Below are 19,435 nucleotides of genomic sequence, written 5' to 3' on the forward strand. Positions count from 1 at the left end.
GGGCAAGATCCTCCATCTGATCAGATACGTTCGATGGCCAGCGCGATCCCTTGACCGCCGCCGATACACATGGTGATCAACGCTTTCGACCCGCCAATCCGCTCAAGCTCATACAGCGCCTTGATCGTGATGATCGCGCCGGTTGCCCCGACGGGGTGTCCCAAGGCGATGGCCCCACCGTTCGGGTTCACCTTGGCCGGATCCAGCCCCAACCCTTTGTTCACTGCGATGGCCTGGGCCGCGAACGCCTCGTTTGACTCGATCACGTCGAAATCGGCCACGGTCAGCCCGGTCCTTGCCAACAGGTTTTCGACCGCAGGCACCGGGCCAATGCCCATCACCTCGGGCCGCACGCCCGCGTGGCCATAGCCGATGATACGGGCCATGGGCGTCAGACCCGCGCGCTCAGCTGCGTCTGCACGTGCGAGCACCAGTGCTGCTGCTCCGTCGTTGATACCCGAGGCATTGCCCGCCGTAACCGTTCCGTCCTTCTGGAACACGGTGCGCAGACCGGCCAAAGCCTCGGTCGTCGTGGGTTTGGGGTGTTCGTCACGGGCAAACTGCACCGTTTCGCGGCGTTGTTTGACCTCGATGGGGACGATCTGGCTGTCGAAACGCCCTGCTTCAATGGCAGCGGCAGCGCGTGTCTGGCTTTCCAGGGCGAAAGCGTCCTGATCTGCGCGGCTGACATCATGCTCGGCCGCGACGTTTTCCGCCGTGACGCCCATATGCCCGGTGCCAAACGGGCAGTTCAATGCGCCCAGCATCATGTCTTGCGCGCCGGTGTCGCCCATCTTCTGGCCCCAGCGGGCTTGGGGCAGGATATACGGTGCGCGGCTCATGCTTTCGGCCCCACCGGCAACACCGTAATCGGCGTCGCCCAGCATCAGCGATTGCGCGATGGACACCACGGCCTGAAGCCCGGACCCGCACAGGCGGTTTACGTTCATTGCAGGTGTGGTGTCGGGAATGCCAGCCTCGATCATGGCGACCCGCGACAGATACATATCGCGCGGCTCGGTGTTGATCACGTGGCCGAAGGCCACATGACCGATCTGACCGGGTTCGACGCCTGCGCGGGCCATCGCCTCGCGCGTGACGTGGGCACCAAGGGCGCTGGGCGGCGTGGCCGCCAAACTGCCGCCAAACGTGCCAATAGCCGTGCGAGCGCCCCCAAGAATTACGATGTCGGACATGAGAATCCCCCTGTTGATTTGGTTCTGGGGCAGGATCGCACAATTGGGGCGACGTTGTCGCCTCTGACGCGCCGTCAGAAAAGGTGGTTCAGTCCGTGTAGGTTATGTCTTCTTCGGCAAGGTCGGTCCCCAAAGCCGCGATCAGCTTTCCGACGCGCTGGCGAAACTCGACGTCATTCTCGCCCAGAAGCGCGGACAAGTGTGCCTCATACGCGTGCGCGATCGGCGTCAGCACTTCGATCATCTCGTGCCCCTTGGGGGTCAGACTAAGCTCGACCAACCGCCGATCCTGCGGATTAACAGTCTTGGTGACGTAGCCCGCAGCCTCAAGCCGCGAGGCTGCACGGCTGACTTTCGGCTTGTCCATGTCGACGCGTTCGTGAATCTCGCGCACGCTGACGCTGTCCGCCTGGCTGAGATGAGCGACCACGCGCCATTCAGACACCGATATCCCATAAGCTTTGCGGTAATGGCGGGAAAATCCGGCACTGACTCGACTGGACAGCACCGCCAACTGATAAGGCAGGAAATCATCAAGTTTGAAAGTGGTCACGCGCAGGCCTTTCGTTTCGTTCCCGGCAGGTTGCCCTTATCTGCATCGCATGGCAAGGCGCACATCGGGCACGTGTCAGACCCATTTCGCAAAGGGCGGAAGGCTCATCAACACGGCATCGGCATCGTGACCGGTGGTCAGGCCGAACTTGGTGCCGCGGTCATAGACCAGATTGTATTCGGCATAAAGCCCGCGATGGATCAACTGCTTGTCCTTGTCGGCATCGGTCCATGGCGTGTCACAACGGGCTTCTGTCACCGGAACGAAGGCAGGCAGGAAGGCGCGGCCAACATCCTGGGTGAAGGCAAAATCAGTTTCCCAGTCACCGGTGTTCAGATCGTCATAGAATATCCCGCCAACGCCCCGCGCACGACCACGGTGCGGGACAAAGAAGTACTCATCGGCCCAGGCTTTGAATTTGTCATAATAGCTTAGATCGTGGCGCTGACAGGCAGCTTCCAGTTGGCTGTGGAAATGCGCGGTGTCTTCTTCATATTCAATGCAGGGGTTCAGGTCCGCCCCGCCTCCGAACCACCAGGCGTCCGGGGTCCAGAACATGCGCGTGTTCATATGAACGGCGGGCGTGTGTGGGTTTTGCATATGGGCCACAAGGCTTATGCCTGACGCCCAGAACCGGGGGTCATCTTCCATTCCCGGCACCCCACGTGCGGCCATGGCTTTCTGCGCGGATTTGCCCAGCGTGCCATAAACGGTCGAGGTGTTGACGCCGACTTTTTCAAAGACGCGGCCCCCGCGCATGACGCTCATTAACCCGCCACCAGCATCCGTGTCTTCGCCCGATGCGCGTGTTGTTTTGCTGACGTCGAACCGCCCGGCTGGCTGGTCGGCAAAAGGTCCGGTGGCCTGCGTGTCCTCAAGACCTTCGAATGCGTTGACGATCTGGTCGCGAAGGTCGCGAAACCATGCGCTGGCGCGGGCTTTCTGATCTTCCATCTTGTCGGTCATAAGGCTTTCCTTCAGGTGCGAGGTTGCACAACTCTTGTGGTCATAACAAAGGTAAGGTGAAAAAGGCGCGGCGTTAGTGGGCAGGGTTGCCAACGGCGTCCAACAGGCTGCGCCCGCCATCGACGGTCAGGATGTGACCAGTCATGAAGCCGGCCCCTTCCGACGACAGGAACTGCACAGCTTCCGCGACTTCATTGGCGGACGCGATGCGGCCAAGGGGGGTGCCCTCAAGAATATCCTCGCGCGTTTCACCGGCGTCGCGGATCGTGTCCTGTAAACTGGCGCTCATCACCGATCCAAAGGCGACAGCATTCACCCGGATGCGATTGGCAGCCAGCGCGACCGCCAGCGAACGGGTCATCTGATCCAGCGCGGCGCTGGCAATCGAATAGGCCATCAGGCCCGGTTGGGTGCGGCTGGCTGCAATGGACGAAAGATTTACGATGGCACCAAGCGGCGTGTTCTGGTCGTCATCGCCCAGTTCTTCGCCCTGCTGTATCATTCGTTTGGCCACCAATTGGCTGAGCCGCAGGCTGGTCATCAGGTTCTGATCCAGCAGGATCTGCACGGCCTTGTTGTCAGCATCCAGCGGATCGGTCAGCATGACCTGTCGCGAGGCATTCACCAATATGTCGACCCGCTCGAAGGCGTCGATGGTGGCAGATAGCAGGTTGGCGATGGTCAGCTTTTCACGCAGATCGCCCGCAAAAATACGTGTGTTTGACGGATCGTCCGTGTCACTGTCGGGGTTCGGACCCCATTCGTCTAACAATCGGGCCTCGTCTATATCGGCGCAGATGACATTCGCGCCGTTGTCGGCGAAATGGCGGGCGATCGACAAACCGATGCCATTGGCGGCACCTGTGATGATGGCGGTCTTGCCAGCGATGGAAAAGGACATGTGTGCCTCCTGATTCCCGGTGAGCCTAGCTGATCCTAGCGCCGTGTGCGACGTGGCTTTACGCCGCTGAGAAGCTTGAACCCCGGTGTGCCGCCCAGATCTTCGACGGTGTTGAACTGTTCCCCCAGCGTGTCTTCATAGGGCAGGTGGCGATTGGCCACCATGACGAAACGCCCCGATGGGGCAAGCATTGCGGCGGCGGCGCGAATGAAGGCCCGGCCAAGCTCGGGATCTCCGGCGCGCCCGGTGTGAAACGGCGGGTTCGAGATGACAACATCATAGGGCTGAGGTGGACAAAACTGGGTCGCATCGCCCCAGATGAAATTAGCGCGCGGATCATCCAGGTTCAGTTTCGCGCAGTCCAGCGCGACCAGATCGGCCTCGATCAGGTCAAGCGACGTGACGCCGGGTCGCTGAAGAATATGCCGCGCGAGATATCCCCAGCCAGCACCCAGATCGGCCACGCGACCGGTAATGTCATCGGGCATTGCGGCGGCCAGAACCGCCGATCCCTTGTCGATACCGTCGGCTGAAAACACGCCGGGGCAGGTGGTGAAGCCGCCCTCAAGCTGTGTGTCGGTGGCGGTCCAATCGCCAACATCGGCAGTGTCGAACCAGACCAGTTTGCCATGTGCCTTGGACAGCGCCCCAAGCAGGTTCGCCTTTTGCCGGATTGCTTTCAGCAGGCTGTCGATGCCGTCGGTCTTCTGTCCGTCCAGCAAGATCAACCCGCCATCGGTGGCTTTCGTGGCAGCGGCCACCCAGGCTTGCGCCAGCAGTTTTGATCGCGGTGCGCAGACCAGTGCTGCGTCAAACCCGCCGTCGGGCAATGTGTGAACCGTGTCGAACCCCCGGGATGTCCAGTGGGCATGATCGGGAAAGAAGCGGTTGTAGATGGTCACGCGGTCCTTGGGCAGCGCCGACACATCATGCCGCGTGTTGGGGCCAATGACCAGCAGGCGGCCATCCTGCGGCAATGACACAGCGCCATCGCGCAGGGCAAGGGACAATCTTGTGTGAAGCATGGTGGTCGCCGCTGGCGCGGCTACTCCTTTTCCATGGTGCACTGAAGCGGATGCTGATGTTCGCGGGCCAGATGCATCACTTGCGTCACCTTGGTTTCCGCAACCTCGTGCGAAAAGACACCGACCACTGCCAGCCCCTTTTTGTGAACCGTTAACATAAGCTCGAACGCCTGCGCGTGGTTCATGCCGAAAAACCGTTCAAGGACCATGACGACAAACTCCATCGGGGTGAAATCGTCATTCAAAATCAGCACTTTATACATCGGCGGCCGTTTGGTTTTCGGCTTTGTGACCACCGCAAGGCCTGCATCGCCATCATCGGCGCCGTCGCCTTGTGACAAGATGAAGGGCAGTTTGGCCATTTGGGCGTTGCTCCGATTGCTATGATTGGGTCGCTTGGCTCACAGAATATATTGCCGATGCCGCCAAATAAAAGGGGCAAGGTGCAGGGTCTTGTTCAAGCCACATACAAAATGGAGGGCAAAGTCACAACAATTGGTTTCGACGCCGATGATGCCCGGTGACATAACGCAGCGTTGCGAAAAAGCGCGCAGGCGTTTCAGTCGGGATTGGGCAATGCAATTCAAGATATAGACCCGAAATCGGCGACCGCCACAACACTTGCGATCCGTGTCCCACGAGCCACGAATTAGCGCATTGAAAATAAGGTGTTTTCTCGCGCGCAATCTTCGTGTTACGCTGAAAAAAACAAATCAGCCGGACAACAAGATCCAGGCGATTGAGGCAGAAAAGGTGGACGACGTGCAATTACGTCCGTGGCAGTGCGCCCGTATTGGGCTATTTCTTGCAGTGATTATCTGTGTCGTGCAATTCGCGCCAAGCCGTGCGCAAGCCGCGCCCTATGCGGCGATGGTGATGGACGCGCGCACCGGCGAGGTGCTGCATTCCCGCAACGCCGATACGCAGCTTCATCCAGCGTCCCTGACCAAGATGATGACGCTTTACATCGCGTTCGAAGCGATCAAGCGTGGTGAGATATCCCCCGATACGGTGGTGACAATCACCAGTAAGGCAGCCGCAGAGCCACCGTCGAAGCTGGGATTGCGCGCCGGGCAGAAAATCAAGTTCCGTTACCTGATCCGGGCGGCTGCCGTGAAGTCAGCCAATGACGCGGCAACTGCCATCGGTATCGCAATTTCCGGGTCCGAGGCGGCGTTTGCCCGCAGGATGAACCGGACCGCGAAAGCACTGGGTATGACACGGACGCAGTTTAAGAACGCACATGGTTTGACCGAGAACGGGCACCTGTCCACCGCGCGTGACATGACGACTTTGGGGCGTCACCTGTTTTTCGACCATCCGCAGTATTACAACCTGTTTTCACGCATTACGACGGATGCAGGGGTGCGCGCGGTCTCCAATACGAACCGCCGTTTTCTGAACAGTTACAAAGGTGCTGACGGGATCAAGACCGGTTACACCCGTGCGGCTGGGTTCAACCTTGTTGCCTCTGCCGAACGTGGGGGCGAACGGATCATCACAACGGTGTTTGGCGGCCAGTCCACTGCGTCCCGCAATGCAAAGGTTGCCGAGCTGATGGACCTTGGCTTCCGCCGTGCGCCAAGCCGTGCGCCGATACGCAAACCGGCCTTGCCTGTCTATGCCAATGTTGATGCCGAACCCGCTCAACCCGGTGCGGCGGGCAAGACCATTCGCCTGGTCGGCGCAGTCAAACTAAGTCCGCGCCCCACCCCGCGTCCGATCGCTCAGGAACCGGCAGCGCAGGCTCAACTTGCAGCTCTGACCGAAAGCATCAAGGACGCGGTTATAACTGCGATCGCGGAACCAGAGGATGAACCTTCGGTGGTGGCGGAAGCGGCACCCGAGTCGCAAGCCGCGACCAAGACAGCAGAATCCGTTGCCGAAATCGTCATGGCAGCGGCGCCTGCGCCCGCCGCAAAACCAATCGCGCAACCTCTCGTTGGCACGACGGCAGCGCCTGCAAGCGCTGCACCGGAAACTGTCGCAGCACCGCGTTCGCGTCCGGCGGCGATTGTCTTGACCTCGCTGCAACCACAGACCGAAACAGTGGCCGAACCAGAAGTCGTCACTCGCATGTCGACCTCGGGCGGTCGTCACTGGGCGATCAATGTGGGTGTGCTTGGATCCCGTTATCAGGCCGAGCGTGTTCTGCTGAAAACCGCGTTGAAAGAGATTGACACGCTGGATGAAGCCTTGCGCAAGGTTGTGCGCCAGTCGAATGGCTGGCACGCAAATTTCGTTGGCATGTCCGAGGCACAGGCTGATCTGGCGTGTCGCCGGTTGAACGCCCGCAACACGCGCTGCAAGGTTCTGGGACCGGCCAAAGTCGCGGACTTGAACTAGTCTGACACACCCTCAACTGCTTCGATGTCGAAGGCTGCGGCCATCAGGGCGCGCGTGTAGTCGGTTTGCGGATCGTCAAAGATTTGATCTGCGGGACCGCTTTCCACCACATCGCCCGCGCGCATGACCAACACCTTGTGCGACAAGGCGCGCACCACGCGCAGGTCATGCGAGATAAACAGATAGGCCAGCCCGTGTTTCTTTTGCAGTTCGCGTAACAGATCGACGATCTGCACCTGCACTGTCATGTCGAGAGCCGAAGTTGGTTCATCCAGAACCAGAAGTTTGGGCCGCAGGATCATCGCCCGCGCAATCGCGATACGCTGACGTTGTCCACCCGAAAACTCATGCGGATAGCGGTCCATGGTGGTGGGGTTCAACCCGACCTCTTCCATGATCTCAGCCACCATTTCACGCCGGTCGCGGCCGGGTTCCAATCCGTGAACCGACAGACCTTCGGCAATGATTTCTTCAGCTGTCATACGGGGTGACAATGAACCATAGGGGTCTTGAAAGACGATCTGCATATCACGGCGCAAGGGTTGCAACTGGCGCGATCTGCGTCCTTGGATATTTTCGCCCAGGAACACCACCGGCCCGTCTGAACTGATCAGTCGCATCACCGCCAGCGCCAACGTCGTCTTGCCGGACCCGCTTTCGCCGACGATCCCGACGGTTTCCCCCGCCCGGACCGCGAAGCTGGCGGCGTTCACCGCCTTCACGTGCCCGACGGTGCGGCGCAACAGGCCGCGCTGGATTGGGAACCAGATTCGCAAGTCCTTGGTGTGGGCGATTTCGGGTGCGTCTTCGGGGACGGGATCGGGGCGGCCCTGTGCCTCGGCATTGATCAGGGTACGGGTGTAATCGTGGCGCGGATTGGCAAACAACGCGGCGGTCAGCCCTTCTTCGACAATCACGCCGTCTTTCATCACGCAGACCCGGTCCGCAATCTTGCGCACAATGCCCAGGTCATGGGTGATGAACAGAAGGCTCATTCCCTCGCTGTCTTTCAACTCGGCCAGCAGGTCGAGGATCTGTGCCTGAATGGTCACGTCCAGCGCCGTGGTGGGTTCGTCTGCGATCAACAGTTCCGGCCCGTTGGCCAGGGCCATGGCGATCATCACCCGCTGCCGCTGTCCGCCCGACAATTGGTGCGGATAATGGGCCAGCCGGGTTTCGGCGTCTCGAATGCCAACCTTGTTCAGAAGCTCAAGAATACGCGCGCGCACGGCGTCGCCTTTCAGCCCCTGATGCAGCTCAATCGACTCGGTCAACTGCTTTTCGATGGTGTGCAACGGGTTCAGCGATGTCATCGGTTCCTGGAAGATGAAGCTGATGTCATTGCCACGCACGTCGCGCAGCGCCGAGGTCGTGGCGCCGATCATCTCGCGCCCGTCATAGGTGATCGACCCGCTGATCTGTGCGCTGTCTGGCAGAAGCGAGACGGTGGACAGGGCGGTGACGGATTTGCCCGACCCGCTTTCGCCGACAATGGCGACAGTTTCGCCTTTGCCGACCTCGAAACTGACACCGCGCACGGCGGGGTGAAGCTGGCCATCCTGACGGAAGCCGACATGCAGGTCTTTGACGTGAAGCACGCTCATTGGAAGGTCTTTCGCGGGTCGAACGCGTCGCGCACGCCTTCGAAGATGAAGACAAGCAGGGACAGCAGGATCGAAAAAGTCAGGAACGCTGTGAACCCCAGCCACGGCGCTTGCAGGTTGGCCTTGGCTTGCCGGGTCAATTCGCCCAGCGATGGGGCCGATGAGGGCAGGCCGAAGCCCAGAAAATCCAGAGTGGCAAGGGTTGATATTGTGCCGGTGATGATGAAGGGCAACATGGTCAGAGTGGCAACCATGGCGTTGGGCAGCACATGTCGGAACATGATCACCCGGTTCGCCACTCCAAGCGCGCGGGCGGCGCGAACATATTCGAAATTGCGCGCGCGCAGGAACTCGGCCCGCACGACACCCACCAGGGCGGGCCAGCCAAACAGCACGGTCACAAAGACCAAAAGCCAGAAACTTCGCCCCAATATGGCGAACAGGATGATGATGACGTAAAGGGAGGGGGTCGAACTCCAGATCTCCAGAATGCGCTGGAACACGAGGTCCACCCAGCCACCGAAATAGCCTTGGATGGCCCCGGCACTGATGCCGACGACCGAAGTCAGAACCGTCACGATTATGGTGAAAAACACAGATAGTCGGAAGCCATAGATCACGCGCGCCGCTACATCGCGCGACGTATCATCAGTGCCAAGGATGTTTTGGCTGGTGGGGGGCGACGGAACCGCGCCGCCCGTGTCCACGATGGTCGTGTAGCTATAGGGGATCGGCGGCCAGAGGAGCCAGCCCGATTGAATATCGGACCCGGCCACCATTCCGGTCTCGGCCTGCGCAATGGTGTCTTCGGGGTCATCCCAGCAGGCTTCAGAGCCACCGGATTTGATCAGGCATTGAACTTCGATATCGCCGTAATTCGCCTCGGTTCTGAAATCGCCTCCGAAGGTGGTTTCGGGATAAAACTTGAAGATCGGCGCGTAAAGCTCGCCCTGATAGCTGACCAGAATGGGTTTGTCGTTGGCGATGAATTCGGCCAGCAGCGACAGGCCAAACAGGAAACAGAACAGGATCAGCGACCAGAAGGCGCGACTGTTGCGGCGGAAGTTGCGCCAGCGGCGTTTGTTCAGGGGGGACAACGCCATAATCAGACCTCGCGCCCTTCAAAGTCGATGCGCGGATCGACAAAGACATACATGAGGTCGGACAGGATGCCGACCAGAAGGCCGATCAGGCCAAAGACAAAGAGCGTTCCGAAAATCACCGGATAGTCGCGCTGCAAGGCCGCTTCGAACCCCAGACGGCCAAGCCCATCCAGCGAGAACAGCGTTTCGATGATCACCGAGCCGCCGAAAAAGACGCCAAGAAACACGGCAGGGAAGCCCGCGATCACGATCAGCATGGCATTACGGAAAACGTGCCCATACAACACCCGGTGTTCGGTCAACCCCTTGGCGCGAGCGGTGACGACATACTGCTTCTTGATCTCGTCCAGAAAGCTGTTCTTGGTCAGAAGTGTCAGCGTCGCAAAGCTGGCGATGGTAGAGGCAAAAACCGGCAGGGTGATGTGCCAGAAGTAATCGACGATCTTACCCCAAAGGCTAAGCTCGCTCCAGTTATCGGATGTCAAACCCCGCAAAGGGAACCATTGCAGGTATGAACCACCTGCAAAGACCACCAGCAGAAGAATGGCGAACAGAAAGCCGGGGATGGCATAGGCAACGATGATCACGCCGGACGTCCAAGTGTCGAACCGCGACCCGTCCCGCACCGCTTTGCGCACACCCAGCGGGATCGAGATGAGATAGGCGATCACGGTGGACCACAGCCCGAGCGTGATCGACACCGGCAGCTTTTCGGCGACCAGTTCGAACACGCCTATTGACCTGAAATAGCTTTCACCGAAATCCAGCCGGATATAATTCCAAAGCATATTGAAGAACCGTTCGACCGGCGGCTTGTCGAAGCCAAACTCTTTCTCCAACTCTGCAATGAATTCAGGCGGCAGGCCCCGCGCACCCAGGTAGCGTTCATCGCCACCGCCGCCTGCCCCCCCGGCATCCCCGCCACCGCCTGCAATTGTGGCGAACACATCGCCTTCGCCCTCCATCTGGGCGATGATCTGTTCAATCGGTCCACCGGGGACGAACTGGGTCAGGGTGAAGTTGATCACCATGATCCCAAGCAGGGTGGGGATAATCAGAAGAAGCCTGCGCAGAATATATGCGCCCATTTGGGTCTCGCTCTCTTATTCGTGCCTTGGTCGTGCGGTGCGGGTCAGCGCAGCACGCCGTCTGCCTTCAGTTTTTCTGCTTTTTCTGCGTTAAACCACCAAAAGTCCAGATAGCCCAGATCATAAGGAGGCATCGGATCGGGGTGTTCGAACTGGTCATAGTAAGCGACGGTATGCTTGTTCTTGTACCATTGCGGAACCATGATCCGCATTGCGCGCATAACCCGGTCCAGGGCTTTGGTTGCAGTTTCAAGCTCTTCTTTGGTATCGGCGTTACGAACAACCTCGATCAGACCGTCCACAACCGGGTCCGCGACGCCGGGCGAGTTGAAAACGGAAACCGCAGCCTCTTTCGAGCCGAAAGCCTGCGCCAGGTTGCTGCCGGGTTCAGAGCCGAATGCCAGGCTGTCGGTAATGATGTCATAGTCGAACGCGTAGCGGCGATCGACGAATTGCGACGTATCCACCCGGTTCAGAACCGCATCAACGCCGATCTTGCGCAGATTTTCGACATAGGGCGTGATGACCCGGTCGAAGGTTGGCGAAAAGGTCAGAAACTCGACCCGCAGCGTTTTGCCTTCAGCGTTGCGGCGCATTCCGTCGTTGCCGACGGTCCAGCCTGCATCCTCAAGCAAACGTGACGCTTCACGGGCATTTCGCCGGTCAAACTGTTTGTCACCCGACGTCGGGGCCATGATTGCCTCGCCCAGAGCGCCCTCGGGCAGCTTGTCGCCAAACGGCTCCAACAAGGCCAGTTCTTCAGACGAGGGCATGCCGGTGGCTTCCAGATAGGAGTTTTCGGCGAAGCTGTTCACCCGCTCGTAGAGGCCATAGAAAAGAGCTTCATTGGACCATGTGAAGTTGAACATAAGGCCAATCGCTTCGCGCACTCGAACGTCCTGAAACTTCTCGCGGCGCAGATTGAACACGAAACCCTGACCCGAGGCCTGATTGCCGTCATCCAGCTCTGCCTTGATCACCTGTCCGTTCTTCACCGCAGGAAAATCGTAGGACGTCGCCCATTCCTTCGAGCTGTTTTCGACACGGAACGTATAGCTACCGGATGAAAATCCTTCGAGCGCGGCGTTGCTATCTGCAAAATACTCAACCCGGATCGTGTCAAAGTTCCAGCGCCCGATATTGATTGGCAAATCCGCCCCCCAATAATCCGGGTTGCGTTTGTAAACGATGCGCTGGTTGATCTGATAGCTGTCCAGCATATAGGGGCCGGTGGCCATCGCTTGTTCCAGCCGGCTTTCATCCAACCGCGCACCGGTCTTTTCAAACCACGCTTTTGACAGGACCGGTGTTGAACCGGCCTGTCCAATACGGTCACGGACCGAACTGTCAGGATGAAAAGTGAATTTGACGCGGCGTGCATCAAGGGCTTCGGCATTGGCAATTATCCTGCTGACACCTTCGCGGAAGCTGACCAACCCTTGTTCCATGAACAGATCATGAGTGAACACAACATCTTCGGCGGTGACAGGGGTTCCGTCGGCAAAGCGGGCTTCGGGCCGCAGGGTGAAGATCACCCAGCTTTCGTCCTCGGGATATTCCAGGCTTTCAGCGAGCAGCCCATAGGATGTGCCGATCTCGTCCGCTGTGCTGGTCATCAGCCGTTCAATATTGCTGGAGGCCAGCGCCCCCGGCACCCCCTTGCGTGCGAAGGGGTTGAAGCTGTCAAATGTGCCGTTCTCGGACGATATGACGATCTCGCCACCCTTGGGCGCGTCTGGGTTCACATAGTCAAGATGGGGGAAGTCCGGTCCATATTTAGGCGTGCCGAAATACGAGTAGGCATGGGATTTAACAGTCGTCTCGGCCTGCGCAAGAACCGGTGTGAGCAGCAGCACCAGTCCGACGAGCAAGCCCCACGAAGCCTGCACAAGAGGATTGGATTTGGCGGCGATGGTGCGTGTCCGGACTTGCTTCATCAGGGTCTCCTTCAGCGGATCGACGAAAATCGTTTTTTCCAAGCTAAAGGGGCAGCTGGATAAACTGCAAGGCGCGATTTGGTGATCGGAGTAAGATCAGGCCAAATCGGTGATGGGAACGCAAAGAAAAAGGCCGCCCCGGCAAGGAGCGACCCAGAAACACGGATAGGTCAGCGTTCAGCCGCCAATGGATTGAAGATAGGCAATCAGATCGGCGCGATCGGATTCTTTTTTCAAACCGGCAAAGGTCATCTTGTTGCCCGGCGCATAGGCTTTCGGGTTGGCCAGCCATTCGTTCAACTCGTCCGGTCCCCAACTGCCGCCATGCTCGACCAGAGCATCGGAATAATTGAACCCGTCAACACTGGCCACTTCGCGACCGACAACACCGTAAAGGTGCGGCCCGGTGCCGCTGGCGCCATCTTCCAACTTGTGGCAAGCTTTGCATTTGCCCCAGACTTTTTCACCTTTGGCAGGATCAGCCGCAGCCAGCAGGTCTGCGAATGGCACGGCCTCTTCTTCTTCCTCAGCCTCGCCACCTCCAGTGTCGGTTGCGATCATGTAGCCGGTTTCGGCAACACCGTCTTCGCCGACGTGGTCAGCGGATTCGGTCGAATACAGGCTGTCTGCTGCCCAAGAGCCCAGCAGGAAGAACAGGAGGGCACCGATTACAGCGGCCCCGGCTTTTGTCGTTGTCATTGTGTCGAACATGTCGCGTTCCGTCTCATCCAAAGTCAAAAGCCTTCTAGCCGCTTCCATTGCCATGTTTCAAGCGATATGAGGCGCGACAAGGTGCACTTTAACACAATCCGCCAAAAAGAGGGCCGCGAAATGACCAGCCGTATCGCCTTTCAGGGGGAACCTGGTGCTTATTCGCATGAGGCCTGTATCGCCGCCCGTCCCGACCTTGAACCGATGCCCTGCGAGTCCTTTGAAGAGGTGATCGCGGCGGTGCGCAGCGGCAGTGCAGATCAAGCGATGTTGCCGATTGAGAACACCACATATGGCCGGGTTGCCGATATTCACCGTTTGCTGCCAGAAAGCGGGCTGCGCATTCTGGACGAGGCCTTCGTGCGTGTGCGTATCAGTCTGCTGGGCCTGCCGGGCGCAAAGATTGACGACATCAAGACTGTGCGGGCTCATTTGGTGCTGATCCCGCAATCGTCGGCTTTCCTGAAAAGCCACGGCATTCGCGGGGTCTCTGCGGCCGATAGCGCCGGGGCCGCGGCGAAGCTCGCCCAGTCAAAAGCTGAAGGCGAGGGCGTTCTTGCTTCGGCCCTCGCTGCCGAGATCTATGGGCTGGATGTGCTGGCCGAGGACGTGGAAGATCACGGTCATAACACCACGCGCTTCGTGATCATGGGGCGCGAAGCCGATCATACGCGTCGTGGCGATCACGGCATGATGACCACTTTTGTCTTCGAAGTGCGCAATATTCCTGCCGCGCTTTACAAGGCGATGGGTGGATTTGCGACCAATGGCGTCAACATGACCAAGCTGGAAAGCTATATGGTGGACGGATCATTCACTGCGACCAGGTTTTATGCCGATATTGAAGGCCATCCCGACGATCGCCCTGTCCAGCTTGCACTGGAAGAACTGGCCTATTTCACATCGACGCTTGAAATTCTTGGGGTCTATCCACGCGATCCGGCTCGCGACTGATTGCTGACAGTTCAGCGAATCGGGTGAACGGTGGTGCGATACCGGTTTTCGATGGATTGCGCGTAATTCGCTACTCGCTTGCGATAACGCCGCACCAATGACGCGCGTGCCAGCTTCATGGATTGCAAAAGCAGTCTGGCGGGAATGGTCTTGGGCCGCATGTCGATACTCATTGTCATGCGGGTGCGGTTGCGCGACAGCGACAGAAGTTCGACTTCAACCGTTGCTTCGATCCCGGACACTTTCGAGAACAGCTCGATCTGATGCGGTGCATCATAGGTTTTCAACAGCATGTCGGCTGTTCGCGTGCGATTGCGAAACGGGAACGCGGCGTGCCAGGTCATACCTTGTCCCGGTGATGTCAGGTTGTCGGTGCGTGTGACTTCGGCCCCGCGGCGCAGGGCGGCCCGTTCCATCCCGTCGAAGTCCGACACAGCTTCGAACACCTGCTCCAACGTGGCCTCAATGTCTTCGCGGGTCTTGAACTTCATGCGGGGTCTCTTTGGTTTCCGACGCTCTTTGGCAGGTTGTGGTCTTAATCAAGCCGGTCTGCAAGCCAGTTTGACAGCAGAAAATGTGCAATTGATCCCTTTCTGGCAGGCAGCATATCAGGCTTTTGGCCGGCGAACACCTCCAGCATCTGCTCACGTGTGACCCACTGCGCCTGCTCCAACTCGTTGGGGTCGATGGTGATTTCCGTCGTGGTCGCCAATCCACGGGTGCCGATCATCAGGGAGGATGGATAGGGCCAAGGTTGGGACGCCAGATACCCGACAGTGCCAACACGCACGCCGGTTTCTTCAAAGACCTCCCGCCGGGTGGCGGCTTCGATGGTTTCTCCCGGTTCCATAAATCCCGCCAACAGCGAGTACATGCCCGTCGGCCACAGGACGTTGCGCCCGATCAGAACCGCGTTGCCGTGGGTGATCAGCATGATGACTACCGGATCGGTGCGCGGAAAATGTGGCCGCGCGCAAGCCGGGCAATCACGTTGCCAGCCTGCTTGCACGGGAACGCTCTTCGTCCCGCAATTGGCACAGAAACCGTGGATGCGATGCCATTCCAGAATGCTGCGCGCGGTGGCGGCGACCTCCGCCTCCGACGGGGTAAGCTGCGTCATGACACCACGCAGTTCGGCAAATCCCTGCGTGTCGGGCGTGTCGGGGAAATGTTGCCATGTCTGATCGACGAAGGCGCTTGGGTCAGGGGCGTTCCCTTTGGCCGTCCAGTCCGAGACATCCACCGCAAATATCGGGCCGTGGTCGTCGCGGCCCAGAAATACCAAAAGGTCTTGCCGCAAGAGCAGTTGGGGATGGTCCAGCGTCAGGTAAGCCAGTGTGGTATGGTGTTCGGTTCCCCGGTCAAACATCGGCTTGCCGCGCCAGACAGGAAGAATGCGTGCCATCCGGGCCGAGTGTAGCAACCCTTTGCTGTCTGTGCGCAAGTTTGCCGCACGGTCCAGAAGACCGGTGCCGAAAGTGACCTGTTCGGCGATTTTCATACGCACCTCGTCTTTGCTGGTCGCTTTTTGGACACGCTAGCAGGACATCCGGGGTTTGGCACCCGCATTCGAAGTATTCGGATTTAAGCACGCTAAAGTTGCAAATGATCTCTTTCAAATTACCTTTGAATGTTTTTCAATGGCTCGAACGCGAATCCCGAAGAGAACGCGCCGCAAATGGGCAGGAGGGTCATTGGTGTTGACGCAATTTGAGCAAACCACCGGTTGCGAGGACACGATCCGCGCTCGCTTGCGCATTCTTGCGACCACGGACCTGCATATGCACATCCTCCCCTATGACTACTTGTCCGACAGGCCCGTGGATGGCTGGGGCTTGACCAATACGGCACAACTGATCGCTGACGCACGTGCCGAAGAACCGAATACGATCCTTCTGGACAATGGGGATTTCCTGCACGGCACCGCGATGGGCGATCTGGTCGTCGAACAGTATCGCGCCGCAAGTGGGGCAGACGCCCCGACCGTGCATCCGATGATCGCCGCGATGGACCATCTGGGGTATGACGCGGCCACTCTGGGCAATCACGATTTCGACCGCGGGATCGAGGTCTTGTTCGACGCCATCGAGCAGGCAGAATTTCCAGTCGTATCCGCCAATACCATCGTGCGACGGGCTGCGACGCCTTTGCAGGACGCCACCCTCGTGCCGCCCTTCACGGTTCTGAACCGCAAAATCACCGACTCAACGGGTGTAGAGCGCTGCATTCGTATCGGCGTGATCGGGTTTCTGCCTCCCGGCTCTCTGAAATTTGGGCATAACTCAGGGACTGCTCCGCAGATACGTGACATCATCCAGACCGCGCGGTCTTTTGTGCCCTATCTGAAGGCGCGGGGGGCGGATATCGTCGTTGCGCTGGCGCATTCTGGATTGGGTGACGACACCCATGTCGAAGGGATGGAAAATGCGCTGCTTCCGCTGTCGCGCGTAGCGGGGATCGACGCGATCGTCGGCGGCCATTCGCATCAGGTATTTCCAGAGCCGGGCGCGTCCATGGTCGGGCCGGACGGGCTGAGTGACCACCTGAACCAGGTGCCAACCATCGTGCCGGGGTTCTGGGGGTCGCATCTTGGAGTGATCGACCTTGATCTGGCGCATGATGGGGTCCGGTGGTTCGTCGCGTCGGGCCGGGCCACATTAAGAAAAGTAACGAGGGCTGAAGATTCGGGTGTCGCGCCCAAAGCGCCAAAGCAGTTTCCGAACTGGGTTCAGCAACTGCATGAAAGTACGCTCAACCATATGCGCACACCGATTGCCCGCTGCGCAAAAGATCTGGACAACTATTTCGCGCTTGTTGGGGGTGACCGTGCGACCCGCCTTGTGCAAGAGGCAATGATGGCGCACGCCCAGCAATTTCAGGCCGACAAACCGGGATTGGTTCTGCCGGTTCTGGCTGCAAGCGCGCCGTTCAAGTCTGGGGGGCTGGCTGGGCCAAACTATTATTCCAGCGTGCGTGCGGGGCAGATGACCCTGCGGTGCCTGTCCGATCTGTATGTGTTCCCGAACGAGCTAGTGTTGGTTCGCGCAACCGGTGCTTATCTGAAGAACTGGTTGGAGCGGTCCGCGAGCCTGTTCAATCAGGTGTTGCCGGGGGAACGGGCAGTTGCGTTGAAAGACGATGGAACGCCGGGCTATCTGCTCGAATCCGTTCTGGGACTGACCTATAAGATTGACCTGAGCCAACCGGCACGGTTCACGCCGGATGGCGCGGCGTCGGGGTCAAGCGGTGGACGTATTGTCGATCTGCGGCACAAGGGAAAACCGGTTCGGGACGAGGATGAATTCCTTCTGGCCACTAGCGATTTCAGGGCTTGCGGAGGCGGCGGCTATCCGCCCGTCCCGGAGGACCGGATCGTCGCCATTCCTCCACTGGCCATCCGGGATGTTCTGAAAGGATATGTGCAGAGGGTGGGATCCGTCGATGTCCCCGCCGATCCGGTCTGGCGGTTCGCCGAGGTGGCCGGGGCCAGCGTCCGGTTCAAGTCGTCGCCTGCGGCCTGTATATCGCGTGCGCACTATCCTTGGTTGCCCATCCGTTGTGTAGATATGTGTGACCACCAAGGGTTTGCACATTACGAGATGGAACTCTGAGGCTTGCATCGGTCAAAGCTGCCTCATATATGAGGGGCGAGAGGTTGGCGCGGGCAGGCGCCTCGCCAATCTGGTCAGGTCCGGAAGGAAGCAGCCACAACGAGCCCCGCTTGGGTCGTGTTCAGCCTCTCACCCGGTTTCAGTTGCAAGGCAATTGAAGCACCGACAGGCAGAACAGCTTTTTTGTCGAACCGGGATACTGAATACGGTTTGCGCCAGCGCGGATCAATGAACGGAGGGCTTTCATGATTGTCGTCACCACCCTTCGGGCAGGAATTTGCTAAGCGGGACTATCCCCTTTCTGCCTGAGCACGCACATCCCAAGCCGCATTTGCGCGCGGGGTGAAATGCCATGCTGAGACAGGCAAACCAATGACAAATCTTTTGACGGACCTTGGATGGTCTTCTTTTTATCAAGCCCAATGCGACGACGCAGCGGGGCTGACCCCCTATCGACTTACGGAAATTCATCGAAGTCAAATGAGCGCGCTGGGCGAAGCGGGAGAGGTTAGTCTGACCTCACCCAAACTGGCGGCGGGCGAACTGGCGGTGGGCGACTGGGTTCTTGCAGACCCCGAAATGCGCATACAACGGGTGTTGGAGCGGAAATCGCTGTTGCAACGGCGCGCGGCCGGGACGGATGCGCAGACGCAGTTGATCGCGGCGAATGTGGACACGTTGTTTATCGTGACCTCGTGCAATGACGATTTCAACATTGCGCGGATCGAGCGATTTCTGGCCCTTGCGCACGAGGCCGGGTGTTATCCCGTGTTGGTGCTGACCAAGGCCGATCTATGCGATGATACCCGCGCCTATGAGGCCGAAGCGCAGGCGCTGGACCCGATGCTGACAATCCTGACCGTGAACGCGCGCGATCCCGAAGCGGCCAAAGCCGTAGCTGCGTGGTGCAAACCGCCACAGACGGCGGCGTTCATCGGGTCGTCTGGCGTGGGAAAGACCACTCTGACCAACGGGCTGACCGGGGGCGACGCCGCGACGGGCGGCGTTCGTGAGGATGACGCCAAGGGGCGACATGTGACCACGGCGCGCAGTATGCACCCAATGCAGCACGGCGGCTGGATCATCGACATGCCAGGGATGCGGGCCTTGCGCCTTTTGGACACACGCGAAGGGATCGACAGCGTTTTTGACGATCTGGCCGAGTTGGAAACGCAATGTCGGTTTTCTGACTGCGCCCATGAGACAGAACCGGGTTGCGCGGTGCGCGCGGCTATTGAGGCCGGAGAGTTGGATCTGGAAAGGTTGCAACGCTGGCGCAAGCTGCGGGCGGGCGAGGCGAAGAACACCGAGACTGTGGCAGAAAGCCGGGCGCGGGAGAGAAGGTTCTCGAAGATGGTGAAAGGTGTCACAAAAGGCGCGGGAAAGCGGAAAGGTCGCTAAGGGAAGGGGCGTTGCCCCTCTGCGCGTTGCGCATTCACC

17 protein-coding genes and 1 other RNA gene are annotated in these 19,435 nt (G+C 59.1%); 5 read left to right on the plus strand and 13 right to left on the minus strand.

Going from position 1 to position 19,435, the window contains the following annotated elements; all coding sequences use genetic code 11:
• Positions 1 to 20: 20 nt before the first annotated feature.
• The 6 genes from AC13C8_RS18970 to clpS form a co-directional block, all read right to left on the minus strand.
• Positions 21 to 1,196, minus strand: a complete 1,176-nt coding sequence (locus tag AC13C8_RS18970) for an acetyl-CoA C-acyltransferase family protein (RefSeq protein ID WP_482848711.1) — start codon at positions 1,194 to 1,196, stop codon at positions 21 to 23.
• 88 nt (positions 1,197 to 1,284) lie between these two features.
• Positions 1,285 to 1,749, minus strand: coding sequence for a MarR family winged helix-turn-helix transcriptional regulator (locus AC13C8_RS18975; protein ID WP_482848712.1), 465 nt, complete (start codon positions 1,747 to 1,749; stop codon positions 1,285 to 1,287).
• Between the two features lie 75 nt (positions 1,750 to 1,824).
• Complete coding sequence (gene hemF / locus AC13C8_RS18980) at positions 1,825 to 2,715, minus strand: oxygen-dependent coproporphyrinogen oxidase (RefSeq protein WP_482848713.1); 891 nt, start codon at positions 2,713 to 2,715, stop codon at positions 1,825 to 1,827.
• Between the two features lie 73 nt (positions 2,716 to 2,788).
• On the minus strand, positions 2,789 to 3,616 hold the full coding sequence (locus tag AC13C8_RS18985; RefSeq protein ID WP_091431665.1) for an SDR family NAD(P)-dependent oxidoreductase: 828 nt from the start codon (positions 3,614 to 3,616) through the stop codon (positions 2,789 to 2,791).
• Between the two features lie 35 nt (positions 3,617 to 3,651).
• Positions 3,652 to 4,641 carry a class I SAM-dependent methyltransferase gene (locus tag AC13C8_RS18990; protein WP_482848714.1) on the minus strand — a complete coding sequence of 330 codons (990 nt, stop codon included), beginning with the start codon at positions 4,639 to 4,641 and terminating at the stop codon, positions 3,652 to 3,654.
• A 20-nt stretch (positions 4,642 to 4,661) separates the two neighbouring features.
• On the minus strand, positions 4,662 to 5,003 hold the full coding sequence (gene clpS, locus AC13C8_RS18995; RefSeq protein ID WP_091431660.1) for an ATP-dependent Clp protease adapter ClpS: 342 nt from the start codon (positions 5,001 to 5,003) through the stop codon (positions 4,662 to 4,664).
• Positions 5,004 to 5,403: 400 nt separating this feature from the next.
• Between clpS and AC13C8_RS19000 the strand changes: the two genes are divergently transcribed.
• Positions 5,404 to 6,987 carry a D-alanyl-D-alanine carboxypeptidase family protein gene (locus AC13C8_RS19000; protein ID WP_091432681.1) on the plus strand — a complete coding sequence of 528 codons (1,584 nt, stop codon included), beginning with the start codon at positions 5,404 to 5,406 and terminating at the stop codon, positions 6,985 to 6,987.
• Here the strand turns inward: AC13C8_RS19000 and AC13C8_RS19005 are convergent.
• From AC13C8_RS19005 to AC13C8_RS19025, 5 genes are all read right to left on the minus strand, one after another.
• Positions 6,984 to 8,591: an ABC transporter ATP-binding protein gene (locus AC13C8_RS19005; protein ID WP_482848715.1), complete on the minus strand. Its 1,608-nt coding sequence runs from the start codon at positions 8,589 to 8,591 to the stop codon at positions 6,984 to 6,986. The genes AC13C8_RS19000 and AC13C8_RS19005 overlap by 4 nt on opposite strands.
• Positions 8,588 to 9,694, minus strand: a complete 1,107-nt coding sequence (locus AC13C8_RS19010) for an ABC transporter permease (RefSeq protein WP_177179357.1) — start codon at positions 9,692 to 9,694, stop codon at positions 8,588 to 8,590. Before AC13C8_RS19010 ends, AC13C8_RS19005 begins: the two co-directional genes overlap by 4 nt.
• A 2-nt stretch (positions 9,695 to 9,696) precedes the next feature.
• A complete protein-coding gene (locus AC13C8_RS19015) occupies positions 9,697 to 10,782 on the minus strand; it encodes a microcin C ABC transporter permease YejB (protein WP_091431654.1) in 1,086 nt (361 codons plus the stop codon).
• Between the two features lie 44 nt (positions 10,783 to 10,826).
• Positions 10,827 to 12,719, minus strand: a complete 1,893-nt coding sequence (locus AC13C8_RS19020; RefSeq protein WP_482848716.1) for an extracellular solute-binding protein — start codon at positions 12,717 to 12,719, stop codon at positions 10,827 to 10,829.
• Between the two features lie 177 nt (positions 12,720 to 12,896).
• A complete protein-coding gene (locus AC13C8_RS19025; protein WP_091432676.1) occupies positions 12,897 to 13,430 on the minus strand; it encodes a c-type cytochrome in 534 nt (177 codons plus the stop codon).
• 120 nt (positions 13,431 to 13,550) lie between these two features.
• Here AC13C8_RS19025 and AC13C8_RS19030 point away from each other — a divergent pair, with 120 nt between their 5' ends.
• Complete coding sequence (locus AC13C8_RS19030; RefSeq protein ID WP_482848717.1) at positions 13,551 to 14,384, plus strand: prephenate dehydratase; 834 nt, start codon at positions 13,551 to 13,553, stop codon at positions 14,382 to 14,384.
• Positions 14,385 to 14,395: 11 nt separating this feature from the next.
• Here the strand turns inward: AC13C8_RS19030 and AC13C8_RS19035 are convergent, their stop codons facing one another.
• Complete coding sequence (locus AC13C8_RS19035) at positions 14,396 to 14,875, minus strand: SRPBCC family protein (protein ID WP_091431652.1); 480 nt, start codon at positions 14,873 to 14,875, stop codon at positions 14,396 to 14,398.
• Positions 14,876 to 14,919: 44 nt separating this feature from the next.
• The gene (gene nudC, locus AC13C8_RS19040) at positions 14,920 to 15,885 is read right to left on the minus strand and encodes an NAD(+) diphosphatase (RefSeq protein WP_482848718.1); all 966 of its coding nucleotides are present in this window, start codon (positions 15,883 to 15,885) and stop codon (positions 14,920 to 14,922) included.
• A 196-nt stretch (positions 15,886 to 16,081) separates the two neighbouring features.
• Between nudC and AC13C8_RS19045 the strand changes: the two genes are divergently transcribed.
• From AC13C8_RS19045 to rsgA, 3 genes are all read left to right on the plus strand, one after another.
• Positions 16,082 to 17,995, plus strand: a complete 1,914-nt coding sequence (locus AC13C8_RS19045; RefSeq protein ID WP_482848719.1) for a bifunctional 2',3'-cyclic-nucleotide 2'-phosphodiesterase/3'-nucleotidase — start codon at positions 16,082 to 16,084, stop codon at positions 17,993 to 17,995.
• A gap of 37 nt (positions 17,996 to 18,032) precedes the next feature.
• Positions 18,033 to 18,130, plus strand: an RNA gene (gene ffs, locus AC13C8_RS19050) — signal recognition particle sRNA small type.
• Positions 18,131 to 18,475: 345 nt separating this feature from the next.
• Complete coding sequence (gene rsgA, locus AC13C8_RS19055) at positions 18,476 to 19,396, plus strand: ribosome small subunit-dependent GTPase A (RefSeq protein WP_482848720.1); 921 nt, start codon at positions 18,476 to 18,478, stop codon at positions 19,394 to 19,396.
• The last annotated feature ends 39 nt before the right edge of the window (positions 19,397 to 19,435 follow it).

This window comes from Aliiroseovarius sp. B-4 (assembly GCF_056857795.1).

What these genes read in the sequence shown, in the direction of transcription:
- AC13C8_RS19015 (WP_091431654.1), bottom strand. Translation starts at nt 10,782, where the DNA reads ATGGGCGCATATATTCTGCGCAGGCTTCTTCTGATTATCCCCACCCTG.
- AC13C8_RS18990 (WP_482848714.1), bottom strand. Translation starts at nt 4,641, where the DNA reads ATGCTTCACACAAGATTGTCCCTTGCCCTGCGCGATGGCGCTGTGTCA.
- clpS (WP_091431660.1), bottom strand. Translation starts at nt 5,003, where the DNA reads ATGGCCAAACTGCCCTTCATCTTGTCACAAGGCGACGGCGCCGATGAT.
- hemF (WP_482848713.1), bottom strand. Translation starts at nt 2,715, where the DNA reads ATGACCGACAAGATGGAAGATCAGAAAGCCCGCGCCAGCGCATGGTTT.
- AC13C8_RS19025 (WP_091432676.1), bottom strand. Translation starts at nt 13,430, where the DNA reads ATGTTCGACACAATGACAACGACAAAAGCCGGGGCCGCTGTAATCGGT.
- AC13C8_RS19010 (WP_177179357.1), bottom strand. Translation starts at nt 9,694, where the DNA reads ATGGCGTTGTCCCCCCTGAACAAACGCCGCTGGCGCAACTTCCGCCGC.
- AC13C8_RS19035 (WP_091431652.1), bottom strand. Translation starts at nt 14,875, where the DNA reads ATGAAGTTCAAGACCCGCGAAGACATTGAGGCCACGTTGGAGCAGGTG.
- AC13C8_RS19005 (WP_482848715.1), bottom strand. Translation starts at nt 8,591, where the DNA reads ATGAGCGTGCTTCACGTCAAAGACCTGCATGTCGGCTTCCGTCAGGAT.
- nudC (WP_482848718.1), bottom strand. Translation starts at nt 15,885, where the DNA reads ATGAAAATCGCCGAACAGGTCACTTTCGGCACCGGTCTTCTGGACCGT.
- AC13C8_RS18970 (WP_482848711.1), bottom strand. Translation starts at nt 1,196, where the DNA reads ATGTCCGACATCGTAATTCTTGGGGGCGCTCGCACGGCTATTGGCACG.
- AC13C8_RS18985 (WP_091431665.1), bottom strand. Translation starts at nt 3,616, where the DNA reads ATGTCCTTTTCCATCGCTGGCAAGACCGCCATCATCACAGGTGCCGCC.
- AC13C8_RS19030 (WP_482848717.1), top strand. Translation starts at nt 13,551, where the DNA reads ATGACCAGCCGTATCGCCTTTCAGGGGGAACCTGGTGCTTATTCGCAT.
- rsgA (WP_482848720.1), top strand. Translation starts at nt 18,476, where the DNA reads ATGAGCGCGCTGGGCGAAGCGGGAGAGGTTAGTCTGACCTCACCCAAA.
- AC13C8_RS19020 (WP_482848716.1), bottom strand. Translation starts at nt 12,719, where the DNA reads ATGAAGCAAGTCCGGACACGCACCATCGCCGCCAAATCCAATCCTCTT.